The 23,517-nt window shown below is 75.3% G+C and carries 19 protein-coding genes and 1 pseudogene; 18 read left to right on the top strand and 2 right to left on the bottom strand.

All coding sequences use genetic code 11. The features are described 5' to 3' along the window. Nucleotides 1-987 (top strand): efflux RND transporter permease subunit (locus OZ948_18820; protein ID MEB2346778.1); only part of this gene is annotated, 987 nt, incomplete at its 5' end. A gap of 117 nt (nt 988-1,104) precedes the next feature. Here OZ948_18820 and OZ948_18825 read toward each other — a convergent pair. Continuing rightward, a complete protein-coding gene (locus tag OZ948_18825) occupies nt 1,105-1,419 on the bottom strand; it encodes a tetratricopeptide repeat protein (GenBank protein ID MEB2346779.1) in 315 nt (104 codons plus the stop codon). A gap of 22 nt (nt 1,420-1,441) precedes the next feature. Here OZ948_18825 and OZ948_18830 point away from each other — a divergent pair, with 22 nt between their 5' ends. The 10 genes from OZ948_18830 to OZ948_18875 all read left to right on the top strand — a co-directional run bounded on the left by OZ948_18830 (nt 1,442) and on the right by OZ948_18875 (nt 15,193). Then, nucleotides 1,442-2,599: a GNAT family N-acetyltransferase gene (locus OZ948_18830; GenBank protein ID MEB2346780.1), complete on the top strand. Its 1,158-nt coding sequence runs from the start codon at nt 1,442-1,444 to the stop codon at nt 2,597-2,599. Beyond that, nucleotides 2,599-3,033 carry a GNAT family N-acetyltransferase gene (locus tag OZ948_18835; GenBank protein ID MEB2346781.1) on the top strand — a complete coding sequence of 145 codons (435 nt, stop codon included), beginning with the start codon at nt 2,599-2,601 and terminating at the stop codon, nt 3,031-3,033. The genes OZ948_18830 and OZ948_18835 overlap by 1 nt, the downstream gene beginning before the upstream one ends. A gap of 128 nt (nt 3,034-3,161) precedes the next feature. After that, the gene (locus OZ948_18840) at nt 3,162-3,485 is read left to right on the top strand and encodes a hypothetical protein (GenBank protein MEB2346782.1); all 324 of its coding nucleotides are present in this window, start codon (nt 3,162-3,164) and stop codon (nt 3,483-3,485) included. Nucleotides 3,486-3,510: 25 nt separating this feature from the next. Beyond that, entirely contained in the window at nt 3,511-3,906 is a 396-nt protein-coding gene (locus OZ948_18845) for a rhodanese-like domain-containing protein (protein MEB2346783.1), read from the top strand. 68 nt (nt 3,907-3,974) lie between these two features. Beyond that, a complete protein-coding gene (locus OZ948_18850) occupies nt 3,975-4,781 on the top strand; it encodes a S1/P1 nuclease (GenBank protein ID MEB2346784.1) in 807 nt (268 codons plus the stop codon). 421 nt (nt 4,782-5,202) lie between these two features. Continuing rightward, nucleotides 5,203-8,277, top strand: a complete 3,075-nt coding sequence (locus tag OZ948_18855; protein MEB2346785.1) for an AAA family ATPase — start codon at nt 5,203-5,205, stop codon at nt 8,275-8,277. Between the two features lie 172 nt (nt 8,278-8,449). Further along, complete coding sequence (locus tag OZ948_18860) at nt 8,450-9,556, top strand: Zn-dependent alcohol dehydrogenase (protein ID MEB2346786.1); 1,107 nt, start codon at nt 8,450-8,452, stop codon at nt 9,554-9,556. A 159-nt stretch (nt 9,557-9,715) separates the two neighbouring features. Beyond that, nucleotides 9,716-11,515, top strand: coding sequence for an FAD-binding oxidoreductase (locus OZ948_18865; protein MEB2346787.1), 1,800 nt, complete (start codon nt 9,716-9,718; stop codon nt 11,513-11,515). Nucleotides 11,516-11,528: 13 nt separating this feature from the next. Beyond that, nucleotides 11,529-14,189: an SDR family oxidoreductase gene (locus OZ948_18870; protein ID MEB2346788.1), complete on the top strand. Its 2,661-nt coding sequence runs from the start codon at nt 11,529-11,531 to the stop codon at nt 14,187-14,189. After that, on the top strand, nt 14,171-15,193 hold the full coding sequence (locus OZ948_18875; protein ID MEB2346789.1) for an NAD-dependent epimerase/dehydratase family protein: 1,023 nt from the start codon (nt 14,171-14,173) through the stop codon (nt 15,191-15,193). Before OZ948_18870 ends, OZ948_18875 begins: the two co-directional genes overlap by 19 nt. 6 nt (nt 15,194-15,199) lie before the next feature. Here OZ948_18875 and OZ948_18880 read toward each other — a convergent pair whose 3' ends face one another. Continuing rightward, nucleotides 15,200-16,915, bottom strand: a complete 1,716-nt coding sequence (locus OZ948_18880) for a beta-ketoacyl synthase N-terminal-like domain-containing protein (GenBank protein ID MEB2346790.1) — start codon at nt 16,913-16,915, stop codon at nt 15,200-15,202. 63 nt (nt 16,916-16,978) lie between these two features. Here OZ948_18880 and sppA point away from each other — a divergent pair, with 63 nt between their 5' ends. The 7 genes and pseudogenes from sppA to OZ948_18915 all read left to right on the top strand — a co-directional run bounded on the left by sppA (nt 16,979) and on the right by OZ948_18915 (nt 23,311). Then, a complete protein-coding gene (gene sppA / locus OZ948_18885; protein MEB2346791.1) occupies nt 16,979-18,709 on the top strand; it encodes a signal peptide peptidase SppA in 1,731 nt (576 codons plus the stop codon). Between the two features lie 12 nt (nt 18,710-18,721). After that, nucleotides 18,722-19,141: a hypothetical protein gene (locus OZ948_18890; protein ID MEB2346792.1), complete on the top strand. Its 420-nt coding sequence runs from the start codon at nt 18,722-18,724 to the stop codon at nt 19,139-19,141. A 107-nt stretch (nt 19,142-19,248) separates the two neighbouring features. After that, on the top strand, nt 19,249-20,061 hold the full coding sequence (locus OZ948_18895) for an alpha/beta hydrolase (GenBank protein ID MEB2346793.1): 813 nt from the start codon (nt 19,249-19,251) through the stop codon (nt 20,059-20,061). A 65-nt stretch (nt 20,062-20,126) separates the two neighbouring features. Next, nucleotides 20,127-20,747: a sigma-70 family RNA polymerase sigma factor gene (locus OZ948_18900; protein ID MEB2346794.1), complete on the top strand. Its 621-nt coding sequence runs from the start codon at nt 20,127-20,129 to the stop codon at nt 20,745-20,747. Next, a complete protein-coding gene (locus OZ948_18905; protein MEB2346795.1) occupies nt 20,744-21,964 on the top strand; it encodes a DUF3106 domain-containing protein in 1,221 nt (406 codons plus the stop codon). The genes OZ948_18900 and OZ948_18905 overlap by 4 nt, the downstream gene beginning before the upstream one ends. Before the next feature lie 28 nt (nt 21,965-21,992). Then, a complete protein-coding gene (locus OZ948_18910; protein ID MEB2346796.1) occupies nt 21,993-22,622 on the top strand; it encodes a hypothetical protein in 630 nt (209 codons plus the stop codon). A 149-nt stretch (nt 22,623-22,771) separates the two neighbouring features. After that, a pseudogene (locus OZ948_18915) lies at nt 22,772-23,311 on the top strand (pyridoxamine 5'-phosphate oxidase family protein). The last annotated feature ends 206 nt before the right edge of the window (nt 23,312-23,517 follow it).

A 23,517-nucleotide genomic window follows, 5' to 3' on the forward strand; every position in this document is an offset into this window, starting at 1 on the left:
GCGCTGGCGCGCTTCGGCCTCTCGCTCGACGAGGTGCAGGAGGTGGCGCGCATCGCGATCGGCGGCGAGGTGGCGGGGCAGGTCTTCGAGGGCGACCGGCGCTTCGACCTGGTCGTGCGCCTGCCCGAGGCGCTGCGCAGCGACCCGCGCGCGATCGAGCGCCTTCCGATCGCGCTGCCCGCGGCCGCGCAGCGGGAGGCCGGAGGGCTCCAGCGGGGGATCGGCAGCGCGACGGCGGCGCGCGCCTTCGTGCCGCTCGGCGCGGTCGCGGACCTCGAGCTCGGGACCGGCCCGAACCAGGTGAGCCGGGAGAACGGCAAGCGGCGGGTCGTGGTGACGGCCAACGTGAGGGACCGGGACATCGGCTCGTTCGTGGCGGAGGCCGAGGCGGCGATCCGCGCCGGTGTCGAGCTTCCGGCGGGCTACTGGACGAGCTGGGGCGGGCAGTTCGAGCAGCTCGAGTCCGCGACGCGGCGCCTGCGCGTCGTGGTCCCGCTCGCGCTCGCGCTGATCTTCGCGATCCTGGCGGGGCTCTTCGGGACGGTCCGCCAGGCGCTGCTCGTCTTCAGCGGCGTGCCCCTGGCCTGGACGGGTGGCGTGCTGCTGCTCTGGCTGCGCGGCATCCCGCTCTCGATCTCGGCGGGCGTCGGCTTCATCGCGCTCTCGGGTGTCGCGGTCCTGAACGGCGTCGTGATGCTCTCGTTCGTGAACGAGCTGCGCCGCGAGGGGTGGGAGCTCGAGGCCGCGCTGCGCGAGGGCGCGCTCACCCGCCTGCGCCCCGTGCTCATGACGGCGCTCGTCGCCTCGCTCGGCTTCGTGCCGATGGCGCTCTCGACCGGCGCCGGCGCCGAGGTGCAGCGGCCGCTCGCCACCGTCGTGATCGGTGGCGTCCTGTCCTCGACGGCGCTCACCCTGATCGTGCTCCCCGTCCTCTACCGCGAGCTCGAACGCCGCCACCGCAGCGTCGGCGGAGACAGTCCCGACTAGCCTGGGGACAGACCCGGCGATTCGGCGATTCCGGTCATCGGGCGATTCGCGCAGGCAGTGCGGGAATCGCCGAATCGCCGGGTCTGTCCCCGCCGAATCGCCGGGACTGTCCCCGAGCTAACCTCGCCGGAGCTGCATCGAGAGCGCCTTTTCGTGCTCCGCCTCGGGGATCATGCCCTTCTGCTGGTAGAGCATCGAGAGGCTGGTGTGGGCGAGCGGCTCGTCGGGGTCGAGGGCGACGTAGCGGCGGGCGGCGTCGATGGCCCCGTCGAGGTCGCCCTGCTTGGCGAGGGCCATCGCGAGTCCGTTCCAGGCCATCGCCAGGCGCTCGTTCAAGGCGAGGGCCTGGCGGTAGGCACCCACCGCCTCGGCGATGCGGCCGCTCGCGAAGTGCTCGATCCCGGTCTTGTAGAGGGTGCGCGCCTCCGACATCGGCGGCAGTATAGCCGCGCCCATGACGGCCCCCGACACGATCCGGCTGCTGCGCGGCGAGGAGCGCGAGGCGCTCGTCGCGCTGCTCGACGGCTGGGTGGTGCCGGGCTGGCCGGGACGCCCGGGCGACTTCTTCCGCCGCTATCTCGACGCGGATCCGAGCTTCGAGCCGCGCAACGTCGTGGTGGCCGAACGGGCTGGCCGGCTCGTCGGCTGCGTGCAGATCTTCCCGCGCGCGTTGCGGGTGCGCCCCGGCGAGGGCCCTCCGCGCAACGGCTTCGCGCAGGTACCGCTGGGCGGCATCGGCAGCGTCTTCACCCACCCCGAAGTGCGTGGTAGCGGGGTGGCCTCGGCACTGCTCGAGCGCGCGATCGCCGAGATGCAGGCGCGCGGCCTCGAGCTCTCGCTCCTCTTCGCGACCCGGCACGGATTCTACGGCCGGCTCGGCTGGCAGCTCTGGCCGCGCGAGCGCGGGCTCTGGCTGCGCGGCGAGGCCTACACGGGGCCCGATCCCGCCCGCCGTGTCGACCGCTTCGATCCCGCCCGCGACCTCGATGCTGCCTACGCGCTGCACACCGCCCACAGCGGTGCGCTCGAGGGCACCTGCGTCCGCGACGCCGCCTTCTTCCGGGCCCAGCTCGCGTTCGCCGGCAACCCCGAGGAGGACTTCCTGCTGGCTCGCACCTCCGACGGCGCGCTCGCCGCGTACGCGCGCGCGGCGGCGCTCGAGGGCGTGCTGCTCGCGACCGAGCTCGCGCGCCGTCCCGAGCCCGACGCGGCCGAGGCGCTCGCGGATCTGGTCGCCGCCTTGCTCGCCCCGCGCGATCCGGACCCGCTCGCGCCGTCCGCCAGCGCGCCGCCCGCCAGCGCGCCGCCCGCCAGCGGGTCTCCTCGCCGCACACCGTCCGCCAGCGCGCCCCCCTGCCCCCCGCCGTCCGACCTGCGTCGCTTCCTGGTCGCCCCGTGCCTCCACGATCCCGCGCTCGAGGGTGCCCTCGTGCGCCGCGGCGTCGTGCGCCAGACCTTCTCCTCGCGCGACGCGATGCTCCGCGTGCTCGACCCCGATGCGCTCGCCCGCCGCACCGGAAGACCCCGCACCCCCGGCGAGAGCGACGCCGCCTGGCTCGCACGCGTGCTGCCGCCCGAACGCCTCGTCCTCTGGCCGGCGGACCGCTTCTGATGGCCGGCAGCGCCGACGAGATCACGATCGACATCACGTCCGAGCCGACCCTCGACGACGTGCGCGCGCTCGAGCAGGGCCTCTCCGCCCACGCCCGCGCCTTCGTCACGCGCCCGGGCTTCCAGCCGCTCGCCGTGCTCGCCCGCGACGGGACGGGCCGCCTGGTGGGCGGCGTCGTGGCGCGCGTCAACTGGAGCTGGCTGCACGTCTCGCTCGTCTGGGTGGCGGAGGAGCTGCGCGGGAGCGGGATCGGCGCGCTCCTGCTGGCGGCCGCCGAGGACACGGCGCGCGCGCGCGGCTGCACCCGCGCCCACCTCGACACCTTCAGCTACCAGGCCCGCCCCTTCTACGAGAAGCGTGGCTGGCGGGTGTTCGCGACGCTCGACGACTACCCGGAAGGCCACCAGCGCTTCTTCCTGCGCAAGGACCTCTGAAGCGGCAAGGACCGTTTCGCTCCGCTTGCGACCTTGCGACGCCGTCATCCGCGCACGCCGAATCGCCGGCGAGGGGGCTCCGTCCGAGCTTCCGGCGGCCCCGTCGCCGCCGCCACGGAGGTTCGGTCATGGCCGCGAAGGGCTTCCCGGGTACGTGCGTGCGGATCTTCACACGGGGGTTGCTCGGCGTCTCGTTGCTCGCGTCGGGTGGGGCCCTGGGTTGCGTGACCGGCCCCTACGAGCGGCCGGTGTTGAGCCAGGGCCAGGTGCTGGGCGGTCTCGCCGGCGGCGTCGCAGGAGCCGCGATCGGCCACCGCGCCGGGAGCAACAGCCGCGAGGGGCGCAACGCCGTGATCGGCGGGCTCACCGGGGCGTTGCTCGGCGGCTGGCTCGGCGGCGAGCTCGAGCGCAGCCGCTACGATCGGCGGCCCTATGGCGGAAGCCGCTACTGAGCGCGGCGGGAGGGCCGGGGCTTCCATGATCGACCGGCTTCGACTCGCGATCGTGTCGTTGCTCGCGCTCGCGTCGGCGTGCTCCGGCGCCGCGGGCACGCCCGCCGTCTCGGGCGAGGATCTCGCGCAGCGCATCGCGGCCGGCGACGCCCCGTTGCTGCTCGACGTGCGCACCCCCGAGGAGTTCGCCGAGGGACACATCCCGCAGGCGATCAACATCCCCTACGACACGCTGGCCGGACGCACCGGTGAGCTCGGCGTCGAGGACCTCGATCGCGAGATCGTCGTCTACTGCCGGAGCGGGCGGCGCGCCGCGCAGGCGGAGGCGACCCTGCGCGAAGCAGGCTTCCGGGGCGTGCGCCATCTCGAGGGCGACATGATCGGGTGGCGCGAGGCCGGGCGCCCCTGCGAGGGGTGCTGAGCGTCTTCGCGCAGGCCTCCGTCTCCAGGGCTCGCTCGCGCTGGCGCGCGTGCGAGCCCGCGGGCCCGGTGGGCCTCCGCATCGCGCTCGTGCTGCTGGCCGTCCTGTCGCCGTCGCCCGCTGCCGGCTGGGGGCCCAACGGCCATCGCATCGTCGGTGAGATCGCCTGGCGCGAGCTGCGCCCGGAGACCAGGCGCTCCGTGCGCGCGCTCCTCCCGCGCGGCCGTTACGACACACTCGCCGAGGCCGCCACCTGGGCCGACACCTTCGCCCGCGAGCAGGACGGCTACGCATGGCTCGCGCCGCTGCACTACGTGGACGTCTCCCCGGATGCACGCCGGGTGGAGGAAGGCCGCGGCTGCCGCTGCGTCGTCGGGGCCATCCTCGAGTACGCGGACGTGCTCGGCGACCCCGCCCGCCCGCACGCGGAGCGGGTCGACGCGCTCCGGCTCGTCGCGCACTTCGTCGGCGACGTCCACCAGCCGCTCCACGTGAGCCACCCCGACGGCAGCGGGGGCGCGACCGTGCGCGTCCGGCTGGGCGGCGAGCGCACCCAGCTCCACGCCGCCTGGGACTCGGGCTTCCTGCGCCTGCACCTGGCCCGCGCGGGCCTGCGCTGGCGACGCTACGCGGCCGACCTCGAGCAGGCGATCCCTGCCAAGGAGCGGCGCACCTGGGCGGCCGCGCGCGATCCGCGCGCCTGGGCCGACGAGTCCCTCGCGCTGGCGCGCCGCCACGCCTTCGGGGTGCGCTCCGGGACGGCCTTCGGCCCGGAGGCGTCCGCCGCGGCGATCGGGGTCATCGAGCGCCGCCTCCAGCAGGCGGGCGTGCGCCTCGCTGCGCTGCTCGACGAGCAGCTTGCCGCTTCCCCTTGATCGCCGGCGGCCGTGCTCGCAGAGCACCCCGGCCGCCCTCCCCACCGCCCGGATCAGGTCCAGATCCCTGGTGACAGAACGGGATTCCCCGGAAAACCCCAGATTCGTCCGCCCTTTTCTGCTCTAGAGTGAGTGATCCGCCGCACGTGCGCTGCAGCGTCCATAGCGACACTCGCGCTCCAGGGACGTGCGGTGGGGTGGAGCCCCCACCAGGGAGGGGCGCTCCGCCCACCCATCCGAGGGAGCCGCCCCGGCGGGACGGCCGCTGCGCGAGCGGCTCCCTCGGACGGGTCCGGCGAGCCCGCACGAGCGGTCGCCCGCTGCCCGGCCTTCCCATCGGCCGGGCGACGTGATACATCCCCTTCGGTGCAAATCGGAATGGAAGCGACCGGTCAGGGGCTGCTGATCGAGAGGGATCGTCGTGTCGCTTCCCCTGGAGAGCCCTGGTAGCTACCGCTTCGGCGAGTTCGAGCTCGACGCCGCCCGCCAGGAGCTGCGCCGCGGCGGCGACCTCGTCGCGATCGCGCCGAAGCCGCTCGCGCTCCTCGCGCTGCTCGTGAGCCGGCGCGACCGCATGGTGTCGCGCGAGGAGGCGCTCGCCGAGATCTGGCCCCACGTCGCGGTGAGCGATGCCACGCTTGCGTCCACGCTGCGCGACCTGCGCCGCGCCCTCGCCGACGACCCGCAGCTCCCGCGCTACATCCGCACCGCCCGTGGTCTCGGCTTCCGCTTCGTCGCGCCCGTTGCGTGCGGGCCGCCGCCGCCCGAAGCGCGCCCCGAGCCCGTCCGGTCCATACCCCTCGTCGGGCGTCGCGTGCTGCTCGCGCAGCTCGGCGACGCCCTCGCGGCGGCGTCGAGCGGCTGCGGCCGGCTGGTGCTGCTCGAGGGCGAGCCCGGGATCGGCAAGACGCGCCTGCTGGCCGCGCTCTCGGAGGGCGCCCCCTCGTCCCACGCGATCGTGTGCCAGGCGCGCTTCCCCGAGGCGGGTACGGGGGCTGCCTATCGGCCGTGGTCCCAGCTCCTGGCGGCGCTGATCGAGGCACGCCCGCCCGAGCGCCTCGCCGAGGAGATGGGGCACGGGCTGCCGTGGATCGCGCGGCTCGTGCCCGGGCTGATCCCGGGCGAGGCCCCCTTGCCGACCGCGCCCGAGGACGAGACCACGGCGCTGCGCCTCTTCGAGGCCGTCTCGGGCTTCCTGCGCCGCGTCTCCCGGAGCGCACCCCTCGTGCTGATCCTCGACGACCTGCAGGGTGCCGATCGCTCCTCGCTACGCCTGCTCGAGTACCTGGCCGACGAGATCCACGGCGAGCGCATCCTGATCGCCGGCGCCTACCGGAGCTGTGCGCTGGATCCCGAGCATCCGCTTCCCGCGACCCTGGCGGAGCTGGCGCGCGGGCCCGGCTTCGCGCGGCATCGGGTCGAAGGGGTCGACGCGGAGGCCACCGCCGCGCTCGTGCAGGCGGTGACCGGTCGCGAGCCGGGCGACGCCGAGCTCGCCGGGATCCACGCCCGCACCGACGGCAATCCCTTCTACGTGACCGAGCTGGCGCGCTTCCTGGCCGAGGCGCCCGCGGGCGGCGGGGCCGGCAGCGTGCCGCCGAGCCTGTGCGAGCTCCTGCATGGCCGCCTCCAGCGGCTCCCGCTGCGCTGCCGGGACACGATCGAGCTGGCCGCCGTGATCGGCCGCGAGTTCGAGGTGGCGCTCCTCGGCCGCGCGAGCGGCCTCGACATCGCGGACCTGACCGAGGCGCTCGTGCTCGGCCGGCAGGCCGGGCTCGTGGAGCTCGGCTGGGGCCCGGCGCGCCGCTTCCGGCACGCGCTGGTGCAGGAGGCGATCTATGCCGGCTTGCCCGAAGCGCGCCGGCGCCTGCTGCACCGCCGCGTCGGCGAGGCCGCCCAGGCGCTGCCCTCGGGCGATCGCAGCGACCGGCTCGCCACCGCCGCCCGGCACCTGTGCGAAGTCGCGGAGGAGGTCGGCATCGCGGCCTTCGAGGCGGCCGTGGCGGCGGCCGAGCGCGCGGAGGCGGCGCTCGCCTTCGAGGAGGCGAGGCGCCAGTACAAGCTGGCGCTCACCGCGCTCGATCGCGTCGATGGTGCGCACCGGGGCCACCGCTGTCCCGTCCTCCTGGCACTCGCGCGCGCCCAGCTGCACGCCGGTGAGGTCGGGCGCGCCGTGGAGACGGCGCGCGGCGCCGCTGCGCTCGCCCGCGATCTCGGGCGTCCGGATCTCCTCGCCGAGGCCGGCCTGCTCTTCGCCGACTACGTGGTCATCGACTCCTCGGAGCCCCGCGCGCTCTTCCAGGAGGTGCTCGCCGCGCTCGGGCCCGAGCACGTTGCGCTGCGCGGGCGCAGCCTCGCGGCGCTCGCGACCGCGCTCTGGTACGAGGGTCGGAGCGAGCAGCGGCTCGCGCTGGCGGACGAGGCGATCGCGATCGCGCGCCGCATCGAGAGTCCCCAGGACCTGGTCGGCGCGCTGCTCGCGCGGCACCACGCGCTGGCGGGGCCCCGCCACCTGCCCGAGCGCCTGCGCCTCGCCGACCAGGCCCTCGCCGAGGCAGACCGCCGTCACAACGACGTCCAGATCTGCCAGGTGCTGGCCTGGCGCGCCGGCGACCTGATGGAAGCGGGCGACCGCGCGGCTGCCGAACGCGACGTCACGCGCCTCGAGGAGATCTCGCAGGCCACGCGCTGCCGGCGCTATCTCGACCATCCCTCGCGCTGGCGCGCGCTGCTCGCGACGATGGAGGGCCGCTTCGAGGACGCCGAGTCCTGGCTCGCCGAGAGTGCTCGCTGGCGGCAACGCGGCGGGGTTCCGAACGTCGAGTCCTACGTCCTGATGCAGGCGAGCCTGCTGATGCGGGAGCGCGGCCGCCAGGTCGAGCTCGCCGAGCTCGTGCACGATGCGCCCTCGCTCGACCCCTTCCGGACGCGTGTTCCCGCCGCCCGCGCCGCGATCGCGCTCTTCGAGCTCGAGGGCGGCCGTCCGGCCGGCGCGCAGCGTCTGCTCGCCGAGCTGGCCGCCGACGACTACGCCGCGCTGGCCGAGGACCCGAACCTGCTCGACACCGCGAGCTGGCTCGCGGAGATCTGCCGGCACCTGCGCGCGCGCGACGTCGCCGCCGCGCTCCACGAGCGCCTCGCGCCCTGGCGTGACCGCGTCGCCGGGATCTACGCGATCACGTGTCGAGGTTCGATGGCGCGCTACCTGGGCCTGCTGGCGGCTGCCGCAGGCCGCGCGCCCGACGCCGTGGCCTGCCTCGAGGCGGCGCTCGTGGCCAACCAGGCGATCGGCGCCGAGCTCTACGGGGCCTGGACCCGCTGGGAGCTCGCGCAGCAGCTCGCCGCCCGGGGCGACGGCGGGCGGGCGCGCGCACTCACCGAGCAGGCGCGGGCCACGGCCGCGCGCCTCGGCCTCGGGAAGCTCGCCGCCGAAATCGACCAGGGCGTCGCCGCCGTCCAGCCCGCCCCAGGTGTCTCGTACCCGACGATCTCGTAGCCGACGATCGGGCGCGCGCCGGCTCGCTCGCCGCTTTGACACGCGAGTCGACGCTCTCCTAGACTCCGCCCGTCTCCGGCACGGGCCGCGGGCTCGTGCCGACCCACGATGCAACCCCAGCGCGCGGCGCTCCCCCCTTTCCGGGCGCGCCCGGCCCCCGAGAGGAGAGCTCATGGCGAAGCAGGCCAAGGCCGTCGTCTGCCGCGAGTGGAACAAGCCGCCGGTCGTCGAGACCGTCACCGTCGAGGCGCCGAAGCGCGGCGAGGTGATGATCAAGGTCGGCGCCTGCGGCGTCTGCCACAGCGACCTCTCCGCCACCAACGGCACGATCCCGCTGCCGCCGCCGCTGGTCCTCGGGCACGAGGCCGCGGGCACGATCGTCGAGCTGGGCGAGGGGGTCGGTGACATCGCGGTCGGCGACACCGTCATCGTGTCGTGGGTCCCGATGTGCGGGAAGTGCCGCTACTGCGTGATGGGCAAGCCCCAGCTCTGCGACCAGTCGGCCAAGGCCACCGTGACGCTCCCCGACGGCACGCACCGCTTCAAGGACAAGGACGGCAAGCCGCTCAACCACATGGCCGGGACCGGCGTGATGGCCGAGTACGCGACACTGCACCGCGACAACGTGATCAAGATCGACCCCTCGGTGGGGATGGACAAGGCTGCGATCGTGGGCTGCGCGGTGATGACCGGTGTCGGTGCGGCGCTCAACACCGTGAAGGTCGAGCCGGGCAGCGTGTGCGTGGTGTTCGGAGCGGGCGGCGTCGGCCTGAACACGATCCAGGGCTGCGCGATCGCCGGCGCCTCGCGGATCATCGCCGTCGACATGTCGGACAAGAAGCTCGAGTACGCCCGCCAGTTCGGCGCCACCGACACGATCAACCCGAGCACCGACGGCGACCCGGTCGGCAAGATCATGGTGCTGACCGGCGGCGGCGCGGACTACGCCTTCGAGTGCATCGGCCTCGGGGCGACGATCACCCAGGCCTACAACTGCATCCAGAAGGGCGGCACCGCGGTGGTGGTCGGCGTGTCGAAGCCGACCGAGACCGTGACGCTCGGCGCGTTCATGATGCCCTTCCAGGAGAAGGTCCTGGTCGGCTCGATGTACGGCTCGGCGCGCCCGGCCGTCGACTTCCCGCGCCTGCTCGACCTCTACAAGCACGGCCGCCTCAAGCTCGACGAGCTGGTCACCGCCACCTACTCGATCGACCAGGCCCAGCAGGCCTTCGACGACCTGGTGGCGGGCGTGAACGCGCGCGGCGTGATCGTGTTCTAGCGCCCGCACCGGGGCGCCGCGCCGCCCCGCGGATCCTCCGGCGTGCGCCCCGATCGGGTGGTCGGGGCGCACGCTGCGCTCGGGGCGCATTTTCACGCGCTTTTGACGGGCGCCGGCGCCTCGTTGCGCCACAATGGGGCAGGCCACGAGGGGGGTCCCATGGCGTTCGACCCGCAGGCGCGCCGCATCGTGCCCGATCCGCCGGCCCGTGATCCCGCCGACGAGGAGTCGCTCGACGTCTGGGGCTTCCGCGACACCCGCTTCGTCGCGCGCGCGGACGGGGTCGTGGTGCTCACCGGGAGCCGCTACGCGCTCTCGGGCCAGGAGCTGCCCGAGCTGCTCGGCTGGACGCAGCGCCAGATCCATCCGGACGTGCGCCCCGACGACCTGAACCGGCCCCACTACCCGCCCGCGATCCCCCCGCCGCGCCGGAACCAGGCCTTCCTCGACGAGCTCCGCAAGAGCTTCGCCGACGACCAGGCGAGCGAGGACCCCGAGCTGCGCCTGCGCCACGGGCACGGCCACACGCAGGAGGAGATGTACGCGGTCAAGTACGGCGCGCTCGAGCGGGTGCCGGACCTGGTCGTGTACCCGGCCGAGGACGCGCAGGTCGAGCGTCTGGTCGAGGCGGCCCTGCGCCACGACGTGGTGCTGATCCCCTACGGCGGCGGCACCAACGTCACCGACGCGCTGCGCTGTCGCGCCGACGAGGCGCGCACGATCGTGTCGGTCGACCTGCGGCGCATGAACCGGATCCTGTGGATCGACCCGGTCGACCGGATGGCCTGCATCGAGGCGGGTGCGGTCGGGCGCGAGATCGCCGCGGGCCTCGCCGCGCACGGCTTCACGATGGGACACGAGCCCGACAGCGTGGAGTTCTCGACCCTCGGCGGCTGGATCGCGACCCACGCCTCGGGCATGAAGAAGAACCGCTACGGCAACATCGAGGACCTCGTGCTCGACGTGCGCGTGGTGACCGCGCAGGGGGTGCTCGAGCGGCCGTCGGTGCACCCGCGCGAGTCGATCGGCAGCGCCGACGCGCGCCGCTTCGTGCTCGGCTCCGAGGGCTGCCTCGGGATCGTGACGCGGGCGGTGGTGAAGGTCTTCCCGCTGCCCGAGCGGCAGGTCTACGGCTCGATCGTGTTCCCCGACTTCCCGCGCGGCGTCGACTTCCTCTACGAGCTCCAGCAGGCGGGCGACGTGCCGGCCAGCGTGCGGCTCGTCGACAACCTCCAGTTCCAGCTCTCCCAGATGCTGAAGCCGCGCAAGGAGGGACTCGGGCGGCTCGTCTCGCAGGCGGAGAAGCTCTTCGTCACGAAGCTGAAGGGCTTCGACGTCGAGCGCATGACGGCCTGCACGATGGTCTTCGAGGGCACGCGCGCGGAGGTGGCCGCGCAGGAGAAGCGCAGCTACGCGATCGCGAAGCGCCACGGCGGGCTCGCCGGCGGCGCCGCCAACGGGGAGCGCGGCTACCAGCTCACCTTCGGGATCGCCTACCTGCGCGACTGGATCCTGAACCACTACCTGATCGCCGAGAGCTTCGAGACCTCCGTCCCGTGGAGCCGCGCCCTCGAGCTGTGCGAGGCGGTGAAGGAGCGCATCCGCGCCGAGCACGCGGCGCGCCGGCTGCCCGGCAAGCCCTTCGTCACCTGCCGGGTGACCCAGCTCTACCCGACCGGCGTGTGCGTCTACTTCTACTTCGCGTTCTACTTCAAGGGCGTGCCCGGCAACCCGAGCGAGATCTACGCCGAGATCGAGCACGCCGCGCGCGACGAGGTGCTGGCGCGGGGCGGCTCGCTCTCGCACCACCACGGGATCGGGAAGATCCGCCAGCCCTTCCTGGGCCGGATCGCGTCGCCGGGCCAGCTCGCCTTCGCGCGCGAGGTGAAGCGCGCGGTGGACCCCCGGAACGTCTTCGGCGCGGGCAACCAGCTCTTCGGAGGAGACCGCCATCCCTGACCACGAGGTCCTGCTGACCGGCGCGAGCGGGTTCCTGGGCAAGGTGGTGCTCCACGAGCTCCTGCGCCGGCGCGAGGAGCTCGGGATCGCGCGCGTGCACGTCCTGCTCCGGCCCCGCAACGGCGCCGGGGCCGGGCAGCGGCTGCGCGAGGAGGTGCTCGCGTCGCCCTGCCTCGCCGCCCTGCCCGCGGGCTCGGCGCAGGCCGTCGTGCCCGTCGACGGCGACTGCGAGCGCGAGGGCGCCGGCCTCGCGCCCGAGGCGCGGGCGGCCCTCGCCGGGCGCCTCACCCACGTCGTCCACTGCGCCGCGTCGGTCGAGTTCCACCTGCCGGTCACGCGCGCCGCCTCGGCGAACGCCGCGAGCGCGCTCCAGGTGCTCGAGCTCGCGCGCGCGTGCCCGCGGCTCGCGGCGCTCGTCAGCGTCTCGACCGCCTACGTGACGCCGCATCCGGGCGCGGGCGTGCCGGTCGCCGAGCAGCTTGCGCCGCTGCCGTGGGACCCGGAGACGCTCTTCGCGGCGATCCGCGCGGGCCGCTACGCCGCGCCCGAGGCGGAGGCCGCGCTGCTCGCGGAGACCGGCCACCCCAACACCTACACGCTCACGAAGTGCCTGGCCGAGCACCTGCTGGCCCGGCGCCGCGGCGCGCTGCCGCTCGTCCTCGTGCGCCCGAGCATCATCGCGGCGAGCTGGCGGCGGCCCTTCCCGGGCTGGATCGACAGCGCGGCGGCCTTCGCGCTCTTCGCGGTCGGGATCGGGAGCGGTCGCATGAAGGTCGTGCTCGCCCGGCCCGAGGCGCGGCTCGACCTGGTGCCGGTCGACGTGGTGGCCGAGCGCGTCGTCGGCGCCGCCTTCGACGGCACGGCGCGTGCGGCGGCCGGCGCCGCGGAGCCGCCGATCCGGCACGCGGTGGCGGGCTTCGCGCGCAGCCCGACGCTCGAGCTGTGTCGCGAGCGGGTGGGCTCGTTCTACGAGCGGCACCCGCTGCCGGCGGCGCCCGCGGCGCGCGTGCGGCACCTGGGCCCCGCCGGCTGGCGCTGGCGGCTCGCGCACCATCTCCATCACCGGCGCCCCGCGCGGGGCGCCCCCTGGCCCGAGGCGCTCGCCGAGACGAGCCGGCGCTTCGCCTACTTCACCCACTCGACCTTCCGCTTCGAGAGCTCGGTCCCGATCGCGGATCCCGCCTTCGAGCCCGGCGCCTACCTCGACACCGTGTGCGCCGGCGTCTGGCGCCACCTGCTCGGGGGCGACGAGCGCGAGGTGACGATCGCCGGGCGCGCCCACCGGCGCGACGGCGGGCGCGCCGCCTGGGTGCTGCGCCAGCCGCACGGCAACCCGGTCCTGCGGCTCGCGGCCTTCGCGGTGGACGCGGCGCTCGCGCGCGCGCACGAGCGGGTCACGGTCGACGAGGCGTCGTTCCGCGAGGCGGTCGCCGCGGCCCCGCCCGGTGCGCTGCTCGTCGTCGTGCCCTCGCACCGCAGCTACCTCGACTTCGTGCTGGTGTCGTACCTGTGCTTTGCGCGCCCGGACCTCGGGATCGCGATCCCGCACGTGGCGGCGGCCTCCGACTTCCAGCGCATCCCCCTGCTCGGCCGGCTCTTCGAGCACATGCACGCCTTCTACCTCGAGCGCGGCGTCGGCCGCGAGGACAAGCGCCTCACCCAGGCGGTGCACCGGCTCGTGCACGAAGGGCGCGTGCTCGAGTTCTTCGTCGAGGGCCAGCGCAGCCGCTCGCGGCGCTTCCTGCCGCCGCGCCGCGGCCTCCTGCGCAGCCTCCAGGCCACCGGCCAGCGCTGCTGGCTGCTGCCGGTCGCGATCAGCTACGACCACCTGCCCGAGGAGGCGAGCTTCGCGGCCGAGCTGTCCGGGGCGCCGAAGCCCCCGATGCGGCTGCGCGACCTCCTCGGCTGGACGGTGCGGCTCGCGCGCGGCGAGATCGAGCTCGGGCGCGCCCACCTGGCCTGCGGCGGCCCGCTCGCGCTCGACCTCACGACCGACGTCTACGAGGCGAGCCGCCGGATCGTCGGCGAGCAGCAGGCGGCGCTCGTCGTCACTTCGCACCAGCTGCGCGCCTTCCTCGCTGCCGCCGCGCCGGCGGGCGCCGACCTGGCCTGGCTCACGGGCGCGATCGCGCGCCGCGGCGGGCGCGTGCTCGCGACGCCGGAGCGGCGCACGCCCGTGGCGGCGCTCGTCGAGCGGGGCCTGCGCGAGCACCTGGCGCCGTTCTTCTACCCCGAGGCGGCGCTCGCCTTCGCGGGCAACCCCGCCGTCGAGCACCACCTGCGCGCGAACGCCTGGGCGCCGCCGCGCGCCGCGTGCGACCCGGAGCAGGAGCTCGCGGATCCGCGCGTGCGGGCGCTCGTGCGCGCGCTCTTCGACCCGGTGCGGGCCGACTACGCGGCCGCCGCGGGTGCGCTCGCGGCTTCGGCGCGGGCGTCGGGCGCCGCGCTGCCCGATCCGGCCGCGCTCGCACGGACGCTTCCGGGTGCCTACCTGCCGGACGTCGAGGCGGCCTACGACGACCTCGCCGCGCGTGGGATGCTGGTCCGCACGCCGGGCGCGGGGCCCTGGGCCCCCGGCCCGAGGACTGCGGATCTCGCGGGCTACGCAGCCGCCTGTAGCGGATCCGGACTCGACGAGAACGAGGAGGGCCTCGCGTGCGACCCTGGCTGGTGACGGGCGCCTCGGGCTTCGTCGGACGGCACCTGCTCGAGGCGAACGCCGCGCGATCGGCGCCGCACCCGGCGCTCGCGCTGGTGCGCGACGCCGGAGAGTGGCGGAGCGCCGGCTGGACGGAGGCGCTCGGGCCCGTCGAGCCCGTCCCCGGCACGCTCGACGACGTCGAGGCCTGGTCGGCGGCGCTCCCGGCGCTCGGCGGGATCGCGCACCTGGCGGCGGTCGTGCGGCACAGCCGCCACCGGCCCGAGGACATGCGCCGGACCAACGTCGAGGGCACCCTCGCGATGGTGCGGCTCGCGGCGGCCCGGCGCTGCCGGCTCCTGGTGGTCTCGACGAGCGGCACGGTCGGCTGCTTCGCCGGGCCCGACGAGGCCGCCGACGAGAAGGCGCCCTTCTGCGAGCGCACCGTCGCGCGCTGGCCCTACTACGTCTCGAAGATCGAGATGGAGCGGCGCGCGCGCGCGCTCGCCGACGAGCTCGGGGTGGAGCTCTGCTTCCTGCGCCCCCCCGTGCTGCTCGGCCCGGGCGACCACCGGCTGCGCTCGACGAGCAACGTGTGGAAGGCGATCCGCCGCAAGCAGCCCTTCGTGATCCGCGGCGGCATCGCCTTTGCCGACGTGCGCGACGTCGGGGCGGCGCTGGTGGCGGCCCTCGAGCACCCGGAGCCGCAGCCGGTCTACCACCTGCCGGGGCACGCCTGGGGCATCGAGGAGTTCTTCGCGCGCATCGAGCAGCTCTCCGGCGTCCCGGGGCCGCCCTGGAAGCTCCCCTATCCCGTGGCGATCGCGCTCGCGACGCTCGTCGAGGCGGGCGGCACGCGCCTGCTCGGCCGGCCCCCGCATCTGCTCCCGGATCCGGTCGTGGTCGAGATGGCGGCCCACTACTGGGGCCTGCGCTCGCTCCATGCCGAGGGCGACCTCGGCTACCGCGCCCGCCCCGCCGACGAGACCCTGCGCGACACGATCGGGTGGCTGCGCGCGCACGCCGTCGATCCGGGCTAGGGAAGGCTAGGGAGCCCCGCTCTCGAAGGGCTCGTCGCCCTCGGTTCCGGCCGGCTCCGCCTCGTCGGTCGCGAGCTCCGGGCTCGCCGCAGGGACCATCGGGGTCGCGGATCCCGCCAGCCCCGCGGCTCGGCTGAGTCCCATGCGCGTGCGCACGCGCTCGACCATGCCGGCCAGGTCGAAGCCCCGGCCCTTCGGGAGCTGGAAGTACTGGTCGCCGTCGTCCTTGAGCAGGAGCCGCACGCGCTGGCCGGCGAGCACCGACTCGGCCGGCTCGCCCTCCCCGGGCGGGTGGTCGAGCTTCGCGAAGGCGCGGTGGCCGGCGATGCGCACGAGCCCGACGTGCACGGGGCCCGGCTGGTCGCCGCTCGTCACGTGGATGCTCGTGAAGGCCTCGAGGACGGCGCGGCCCGCCGGCACCCGCTCGCGCTCGTCGGAGAGCCGCACGGGGCCCGCCGAGCGGAACGAGAGCTGCGGGCGCAGGGCGGCCTCGCGCGGGCGCTTCGCGTCGGCGCGCTCGAGGACGGTCACGTAGACGTTGTTGCCGGGGCCCCCGATCGAGTGCGCGACGCCCACCCTCGCGTTCGCGAGCTGCGCGCGGGGGTTCGGGAAGCGCCCCGCGAGCTGGAGATGGCACTCGGCGATCTGGAACAGGCCGGTGCCCCCGACCGGGTGGCCGCGCGCCTTGAGCCCACCCGAGAAGTTCACGGGGAGCCGCCCGCGCAGCCCCGTCACCGGGTGCTCGAGGGGATCGCCGGGCTCCGCCCGCAGGCTGCCCACCACCGCCTCGATCGCCTCGCCCGGCTCGACCAGGCCGAGGTCCGTCAGGCTGATCGGGAGCAGGCTGTTGAAGGCGTCGTGGCACTCGACGTAGAGGCCCTCGATCTCGCGCGGGCGCGCGATGCCCGCGCGCCAGTAGGCGACCCGGGCGGCGGCGCGCGTGGCGTCCATGCCCGAGAGGTGCTTGCGGTCCAGGATCGAGCTGGTCTCGGTGGCGGAGCCGAGGCCCGCGATCCGCACCGCCTGGGGGCGCGAGGTCAGGATCACGCACGCCGCACCGTCGCAGATCGGCGAGCAGTCCTTGCGCATCAGCGGCGTCGCGACCGGCAGGTTCTTGGCGGCGTCGAAGTAGGCCTCGAGCGGCTCGGGCCGGCCGTGGAAGGCGGCCAGCGGGTTCTCGGCGCCGAGCCGGTGGGCGCGCACCATCAGCCGGGCGAGCAGGTCCGGCACGGCCTTGCCGCGCACGCGCCGCTCGGCGAGCCAGGCCTGGGTCACGAGCGCGATCAGGGCCGGCATCGTGAAGCCGAAGTTGCGCTCCACCGGGTCGATCGTCTTCGACATGATCGCGGTGGCGACTTCGGTCGTGACGTTCTTCATGCGCTCGCCGGCCAGCACCAGCACGTTCTCGCACTGGCCCGACGCGATCTTGTAGTAGGCCTCGTGGAGGGCGGCGGCGCCGGTGGAGGAGGCCGTCTCCGAGCGGATGGCGGGGATCCCGGTGAGCCCGAGCCGGTCGGCCACCTTGGCGGCCAGGTTGGCGCGGTTCTCGAACTCCTCGTTGTCCATGATCCCGATCTGGACCGCCTCGAAGCTGCGGACGGGGGACTCTTCGATCGCCCGCTGGTAGGCTTCCGCGAACAGGTCGAAGGCCGAGGCGAAGATCCGGCCGGTGAGGTCGACCTTGGTCAGGCCGACCGCGGCGATGTAGACGTCGCGCGCCACGGGCCGCAGCATAGCGACCGGGCTGCATCGTAGTACGCACGAAGGAATGCACGGAGGACGGGGATGCGGACGCTTCGCTGGACCCTGGTCGCGATCGTGGTGTTGCTCGCCGTCGGCTGGCTGGTGCGGTGGATCCAGCAGCCGGGGGTCGCGCCGGGCAGCGCCCTGGTGCTGCGCCTCGAGGGTGAGTACCTGGAGGCGCCCGACGCGCCGCTCTTCGCGCAGGTGCTCGGCTTCGAGCAGCGTTCCTTCGTCGGCCTGCTCTCGGAGCTGCGCAAGGCGCAGCGCGACGAGCGCATCGCGCACGTGGTGCTCGACGTCGGCGACCTCCAGATCGGCTGGGGCAAGGCGCAGGAGCTGCGCGACGCGATCCGCGACCTGACGGACGCCGGGCGCCACCCGGTGGCGCTGCTCGGGGTGGGCGGCTTCGGGGCGAACCTCGAGTACTACGTGGCGAGCGCGGCCCAGCAGGTGCACCTCCAGCCCGGCAGTGGCCCGCCGCTCATCGGGCTCGCCGAGGAGCACCTGTTCCTGGGCGGGCTGTGGGACCACTTCGGGATCTCGATGGCGGTCGGCAAGGCCGGCAGGTACAAGGGCGCGGCCGAGCAGATCGCGGGTCGCGAGATGAGCGGGCCGTACCGCGAGCAGGCGGAGTCCCTGCTCGACTCGGTCGACGGCCAGTTCGCGGCCGGGATCGCCGAGGCGCGTGGGCTCGACGAGGCGGCCGTGCGCAAGGCGCTCGCGGAGGCCTCGTCGGACCCGGAGGCGCTCGTGTCGAGCCGGCTGATCGACGGGGTGGCGACGCTTCCGGAGCTGATCGGCCGGCTCGGCAATCCCGCGATCGTGAAGGGTGAGGACTACGCGGCGATCGACCCCGCGTCGCTCGGCTTCGACCCGGTCGCGACCTTCGCGCTCGTGTACGCGAGTGGTGCCGTGACGGCCGGCGAGGGGCGCACGACGCGCACGGGGCAGCCGGTGGCCGCGTCGCGCACGATCGTGGAGGCGCTCGAGAAGGCGGCTGCCGACGACGCCGTGAAGGCGATCGTGCTGCGCGTCGACAGCCCCGGCGGCGGCTCCTACCCCTCCGAGCTGATCTGGCGTGCGGTGCGCAAGGCGCGCGAGAAGAAGCCGGTGGTGGCGTCGTTCTCGGACTACGCCGCCTCGGGCGGCTACTACCTGAGCTCGGGGGCCGACGCGATCGTGGCGCACCCGGGCACGATCACCGGCTCGATCGGCGTGTTCGCCGTGCGCCCGGCGCTCGGTGGCCTCTACGAGCGCTTCGGCGTCCACGCGGCGACGATGCAGCGCGCGCCCCACGCCGAGCTGAACCTCTCGGCGCCGCGGCTGTCGGAGGACACCGCGGCATGGCTCGATCGGGAGGTGCAGGAGGTGTACGGGCTGTTCCTCGAGCGCGTTGCCGAAGGGCGCGGAGCGGAGCGGGCCGCGATCGACGCCGTGGCGCAGGGGCGCGTGTGGACCGGCGAGCAGGCGAGCGAGCGCGGGCTCGTCGACCGGATGGGCGGGCTGCGCGCGGCGGTGCAGGTGGCGAAGGAACGGCTCGGCATCGAACCCGACGCGGACGTGGCGCTGGCCGTCTACCCGCCGCCGCGGCCGCTCGCCGAGCAGCTCGGCGAGGCGTTCCGGCTGTCGGCGGCGCAGGCGGCCCGGGCGGCCGCGCCGCTCGGCGCCGCGGAGCTGCCGGCGGCGCTGCGCGGGCGGCTCGGTGCCTGGCTCGGAGCGCTCGCCGAGGGCGGGGCGCTGCTCGTTCCGCCGGTCTGGGTCGAGATCCAATAGGGGAGGGCGCCCGTGAAGATGGAGAAGGAGTTCGACGTCGTGCGGCCGCGCGCCGAGGCCGCCGCCCTGCTCGCCGACGACGCGGTCCTGTGCGAGCTGTTTCCCGACACCGAGACCGAGATCGTCGAGCGCCAGGCGAGCCGCAAGACGATCGAGAGCCACTACACCGCACTCGGCCGCGAGGGCACCGCGACCTTCCACTTCGACTTCGCACCCGATGGGGACGTGCGTTTCGAGAAGGTCTGTGACGGCCGGGTGTGGCGCGAGCTGCGCGGTACCGTCACGCTGAGCGAGCGCAAGGACAGGACCCGCGTGCGCATCACCCTGGAAGGCCGCACCAAGACGCTCGTCCCCGAGTTCACGATCCGAGGCCCGATGCAGGACCAGCTCGACCAGATGGCCAAAGCCCTCAAGCGCCGCCTCTCCCTCTGACGGGGACAGTCCCGGCGATTCGGCGATTCCTGCACCGCAGACGCGAACGGTTCGATGACCGGAATCGCCGAATCGCCGGGACTGTCCCCGCGCTAGGCTGCGGGGGGATGGTGAGGACGCGCGACGGACTCCGGCTCGCGACGGAGGCTCACGGGGAGGGGCCGCCGGTCCTGTTCTCGTGCGGCTATGCGACGACCCGCGAGAACTTCCGGCCCCAGGTGGAGCCGCTCGTCGCGGCGGGCTTCCGGGTCCTGCTCTGGGACTACCGCGGGCACGGGGAGTCCGACGCGCCGGACGATCCGGCGGCCTACTCGCTCGACCGGGTCCTCGACGACATGGCCGACGTCCTCGACGCGCGCGCTCCGGGCCGGCGTGCCGTGCTGGCCGGCTTCTCGTTCGGCGGGCTCGCCTCGCTCCACTTCGCGCTGCGCCATCCCGGCCGCGTGCGCGCGCTGGCACTCCTCGACACGGGCCCCGGCTTCAAGAACCCCGAGGCCCAGGAGCGCTGGCTCGCCCAGACCGAGAAGACCGCGCGCATCCTCCTCGAGAAGGGCTTCGAGGGCTTCCTCGCGAGCCGCGGCGCCGACACCGCCGTGGGCCGCCGCCGCGAGCTGCCGGCCGCCCGCACCGCCGCCGCCGCGATCGCCCGCCAGTCGGTCGCCGGGGTCGCCTGGTTCGGGCGGCGCATCTCGGGCCTGGCGCCCGGCTGCATCGACGAGCTGCCCGGCATCCAGGTGCCGGCCCTGGTGCTGGTCGGCGAGCAGGACGAGGCCTTCCGGCGCGCCGCCGAGGTCATGGCCGCGCGGCTCCCGAAGGCGACCCAGGTCGTGATCCCGGGCGCGGGCCACGTCGTCACCATCGAGGAGCCCGAGGCGGTGAACCGGGAGCTGCTCGGGTTCCTGCGGGGACTTCCCGGGTAGACGGCCGCGGAACCCGCCGCCCGGGTCCGGGTTCGACGGAGGTGCAGGGAGCGGCGGTGCAGGCGGTGGACGAAGACGTCCGGCTGATGCTGGCCCTGCGCGCAGGCGACGGAGCCGCGTTCGACGCGCTCTTCGCCCGCTGGTCGGCACCGCTGCTCCGCTACCTGGAACGACTGGTGCGCGAGCCCGCGCTCGCCGAGGAGCTGGCCCAGGAGGTGTTCCTGCGCGTCTACCGCGCGCGCGAGCGCTACGAGCCGGACGCGCGCTTCTCGACCTGGCTGTTCACGATCGCGACGCGGCTCGCGTGGAACGAGCTGCGCCGGCCGCGCCACCGCAATCCGCACGAGCCGTTGGAGGGCGACGAGGAGATGGCCCCGCTGCCGCTGGCATCCGGCGCGCCCGCCGCCGACGCCGTCGTCGAAGCGCGCCGCACCGGCGCGCTCGTCGAGCAGGCGCTCGACCGGCTGCCCGAGCGCCAGCGTGCGGCGCTCTGGCTGGCGGCCGTCGAGGGCCTCTCCTACGCCGAGGTGGCGGCGCTCCTCGAGACCACCGAACGCTCCGTGAAGGCGCTGGTCCACCGCGCGCGCACCGCTCTTGCCGACCACGTGCGTGCGTTGCGGCGCGCGGATCCTGGCGCTGGCGCTCCCGACCGCGAGCCGGGCCGCCGGCTGCGAGGCGCGACATGAGCGAGCAGGACGTCCCGGCCCGCTGCGCACCGTACGGCGAGGATCTCTCGGCCTGGCTCGACGGTGAGCTCGACGCCGGCACAGCCTCCCGCGTGCGCGATCACGTCGAGGGCTGCGAGCGCTGCTCGGCCCGCACCCGGGAGCTGCGCGCGGTAGACGAGCGCTTGCGGGCGATCGCCGCGGCCGCGCCGAGCGCATCCGAGGCGGATCGCCTCTCGCGCCTGCGCGAGCGGCTCGCAGCCGAGCGCGTGCAGCTCGCACCGCCGTCCGCACGCACGGGCGATCGGGGCCCGGCTCCCACCGCCACCACCGCTGCCACCGCCGCCGCGATCACCACGAGCGCCGCCCCCGCGCCGGCGCCGCACGCACCGGCGCCGCGCCGGCGCTGGCTGCCCGCCGCGCTCGCCACGGCGGCAGCCGCTGCGCTCGCCGGCGCGCTCGTAGCGCCGCCGCTCCTCGAGAGCCTGCTCTCGACGACGGAGCTGGAGCTCGCCGAGCAGAGCAGCGCGGAGGCGCCGCGGCGCGCTTCGAAGCCGGCGCCTCCGGTGCCCGCGCCCTCGGCGTCCACGCCTTCCGTGCCCACGCCTTCCGCACCCACGCCTTCCGCACCCACGCCTTCGGCACAGGCGGCTGCCCCTGCGCGCTCCGAGCGGGTGCAGGCTCCCGCCGAGGCGCCGACCCTGCAGGTCGCCGAGCGCGCTGCGCGCACGCCGGGCCACGCGGGCTCCTCCGCGGACCCGGGCGTCGCCGAGTCCCTTGCGGATGCCGCCACCGGCGCCCCGGTGGGCGCGTCGGGTGGCGGGCTCGCCGCCGATGCGGCCCCTCCGCCGCCCCCCCCGGCCGACGACCCGATCGCTCTCGCCCGCGCGCTCGACGAGCTCGCGGCGGCCGCGCCCGGCGACCTCGCGCTCGTCGAGCAGCTCCCCGTGCTCGCCCGGATGACCGACCCGCCGGCGCCGGGCGCCCGCGCGAACGCGCTCGCCCCCGCTCCCGCTTCCGCCCCCGAAGCGCGGCGTGAGGCGACCGCGCAGCTCCCGCGCGTCCGCGCGATGACCCCCGCCGCGCGCGACGCGCTGCGCGCGAACCTCGCGCGCTGGCGCGCGATGACTCCCGCGGAGCAGGTCGCGGCGCGCGCGCGCTGGCAGCGCTTCCAGCAGCTCCCGGTCGCGGAGCAGCAGCGGCTGCTGGCCGGCGACGATGCGGCACTCGCGAGATGATCTCCGACACGCGGAAGGGTCGCCCCTGGTGTCGGAATTGCGCCGAGGCCTCCGCGTCACGGGTCCACGAGACGACACACCCGGGCGCCAGGATGCGGTCCTGAAGCCTCCGCGCCACCCGCGCTCGCACCCGGGGAACCAGGCCGCACCGTGCATCCCGCTGCCGCGCGCGATCGAGGCGGACGCCGCCCTTGCCGAGCGGGTCGCGGCGCTCCTCGCGAGCGGGCGACCGCTCTGGCGCGAGGGCGCGATCCGGGTGCCGCGGATGCCGCTCGCCGCACCCGTCGAAGCCGTGCTGCGCCAGGCCCAGCGCGCGGGCGAGCTCGTGCGCGGGCTCGAGGGCGCCGAGCAGGCGCTCGCCGCCGAGGAGAAGGGCCTGCGCGAGGCCGCGCGCGCCGGCGGCGCGCCCCAGCGCGCGCGCGTCTCGCGCCTGCTGCTGCTCAGCGACGACGGCGCCGAGCGCTTCTACCGCCGGGCCGAGACGCTGCTGCGCCGCCACGCGCCGCGGCTCGTCGCCGTCCGCCTCGCAACCGACGCCGCGACGCTCGGCGCGCTCCTCTTCGGCGCGGGCCGCCCGGCGCGCGCCCTCCTGCTCGAGCGCAAGGAGGCCGTGGCGGCCGCGCTGCGCGCGCTCGCCGAGAGCGACCCCGCCCGCTGAGCACGCGCACGAGCCGCGCCGGCGAGGGCTGGAGCCCGGCGCCTGCGCCCGCGCCGCTGCGCTCCCGATCGCCGGCGGCGTTTCCGTCGCGCGCAGCTACGCTCCGCCTCCCGCCGGCATCGTCCGCTCCACGCCGCCGGGGAGGCACGATGGGACGGGAGTACGACGCGATCGACGAGCGGCTCGCGGAGTGGATCCGCGCGCAGCCGCTCTTCTTCGTCGCGACGGCGCCGCTCTCCGGCGCGGGCCACGTCAACTGCTCGCCGCGCGGGGTCGCGGGCCTGGCGCTGCTCGGCCCGCGCGAGGTGGCGTGGCTCGATCTCACCGGCAGTGGCGTCGAGACGATCGCGCACCTGCGCGAGAACGGCCGCGTGGTGCTGATGCTCTGCGCCTTCGAGGGGCCGCCCCGGGTCGTACGCCTGCACGGGCGCGGCAGCGTCGTCGAGCCCGGTGACCCGGGCTTCGACGCCCTGCGCGCCCGCTTCGGGCCCCACGAGGGCGTGCGCGCGGTGATCCGCGTCGCCTGCGAGCGCATCGCGGACACCTGCGGCTACGGCGTGCCCCGGATGGCCTACCAGGGCGAGCGCGAGCAGCTCGCCGCCTGGACGCGCCGCAAGGGCCCCGAGGGCATCCGCGCCTACCAGGCCGAGAAGAACGCGCGGAGCCTCGACGGCCTGCCCGGCCTGCCCGGCCTGCCCGGCCTGCGCGGCCCCGACGCCTGCGCGGCCCCGACGCCTGAGCCCGGCCCGGGCGCCCGAGCCGATTTCTCCACAGGCTCTCAGAGGGTTGCCGGGAATTGATTTCCCGGGGCTGCAAAGACGCCTTCGGGGGCGACCAGCCAGTAGACGCGCGAAAGCCGCTTTGCGGCCAGCAGGCGGCTGATGTTGTGGGCCAG

The sequence above is a fragment of the Deltaproteobacteria bacterium genome, from assembly GCA_035063765.1.
GTDB lineage: Bacteria > Myxococcota_A > UBA9160 > UBA9160 > PR03 > CAADGG01.

What these genes read in the sequence shown, in the direction of transcription:
- OZ948_18845 (MEB2346783.1), top strand. Translation starts at nt 3,511, where the DNA reads ATGATCGACCGGCTTCGACTCGCGATCGTGTCGTTGCTCGCGCTCGCG.
- OZ948_18860 (MEB2346786.1), top strand. Translation starts at nt 8,450, where the DNA reads ATGGCGAAGCAGGCCAAGGCCGTCGTCTGCCGCGAGTGGAACAAGCCG.
- OZ948_18835 (MEB2346781.1), top strand. Translation starts at nt 2,599, where the DNA reads ATGGCCGGCAGCGCCGACGAGATCACGATCGACATCACGTCCGAGCCG.
- OZ948_18905 (MEB2346795.1), top strand. Translation starts at nt 20,744, where the DNA reads ATGAGCGAGCAGGACGTCCCGGCCCGCTGCGCACCGTACGGCGAGGAT.
- OZ948_18825 (MEB2346779.1), bottom strand. Translation starts at nt 1,419, where the DNA reads ATGTCGGAGGCGCGCACCCTCTACAAGACCGGGATCGAGCACTTCGCG.
- OZ948_18830 (MEB2346780.1), top strand. Translation starts at nt 1,442, where the DNA reads ATGACGGCCCCCGACACGATCCGGCTGCTGCGCGGCGAGGAGCGCGAG.
- OZ948_18895 (MEB2346793.1), top strand. Translation starts at nt 19,249, where the DNA reads ATGGTGAGGACGCGCGACGGACTCCGGCTCGCGACGGAGGCTCACGGG.
- OZ948_18865 (MEB2346787.1), top strand. Translation starts at nt 9,716, where the DNA reads ATGGCGTTCGACCCGCAGGCGCGCCGCATCGTGCCCGATCCGCCGGCC.
- sppA (MEB2346791.1), top strand. Translation starts at nt 16,979, where the DNA reads ATGCGGACGCTTCGCTGGACCCTGGTCGCGATCGTGGTGTTGCTCGCC.
- OZ948_18840 (MEB2346782.1), top strand. Translation starts at nt 3,162, where the DNA reads ATGGCCGCGAAGGGCTTCCCGGGTACGTGCGTGCGGATCTTCACACGG.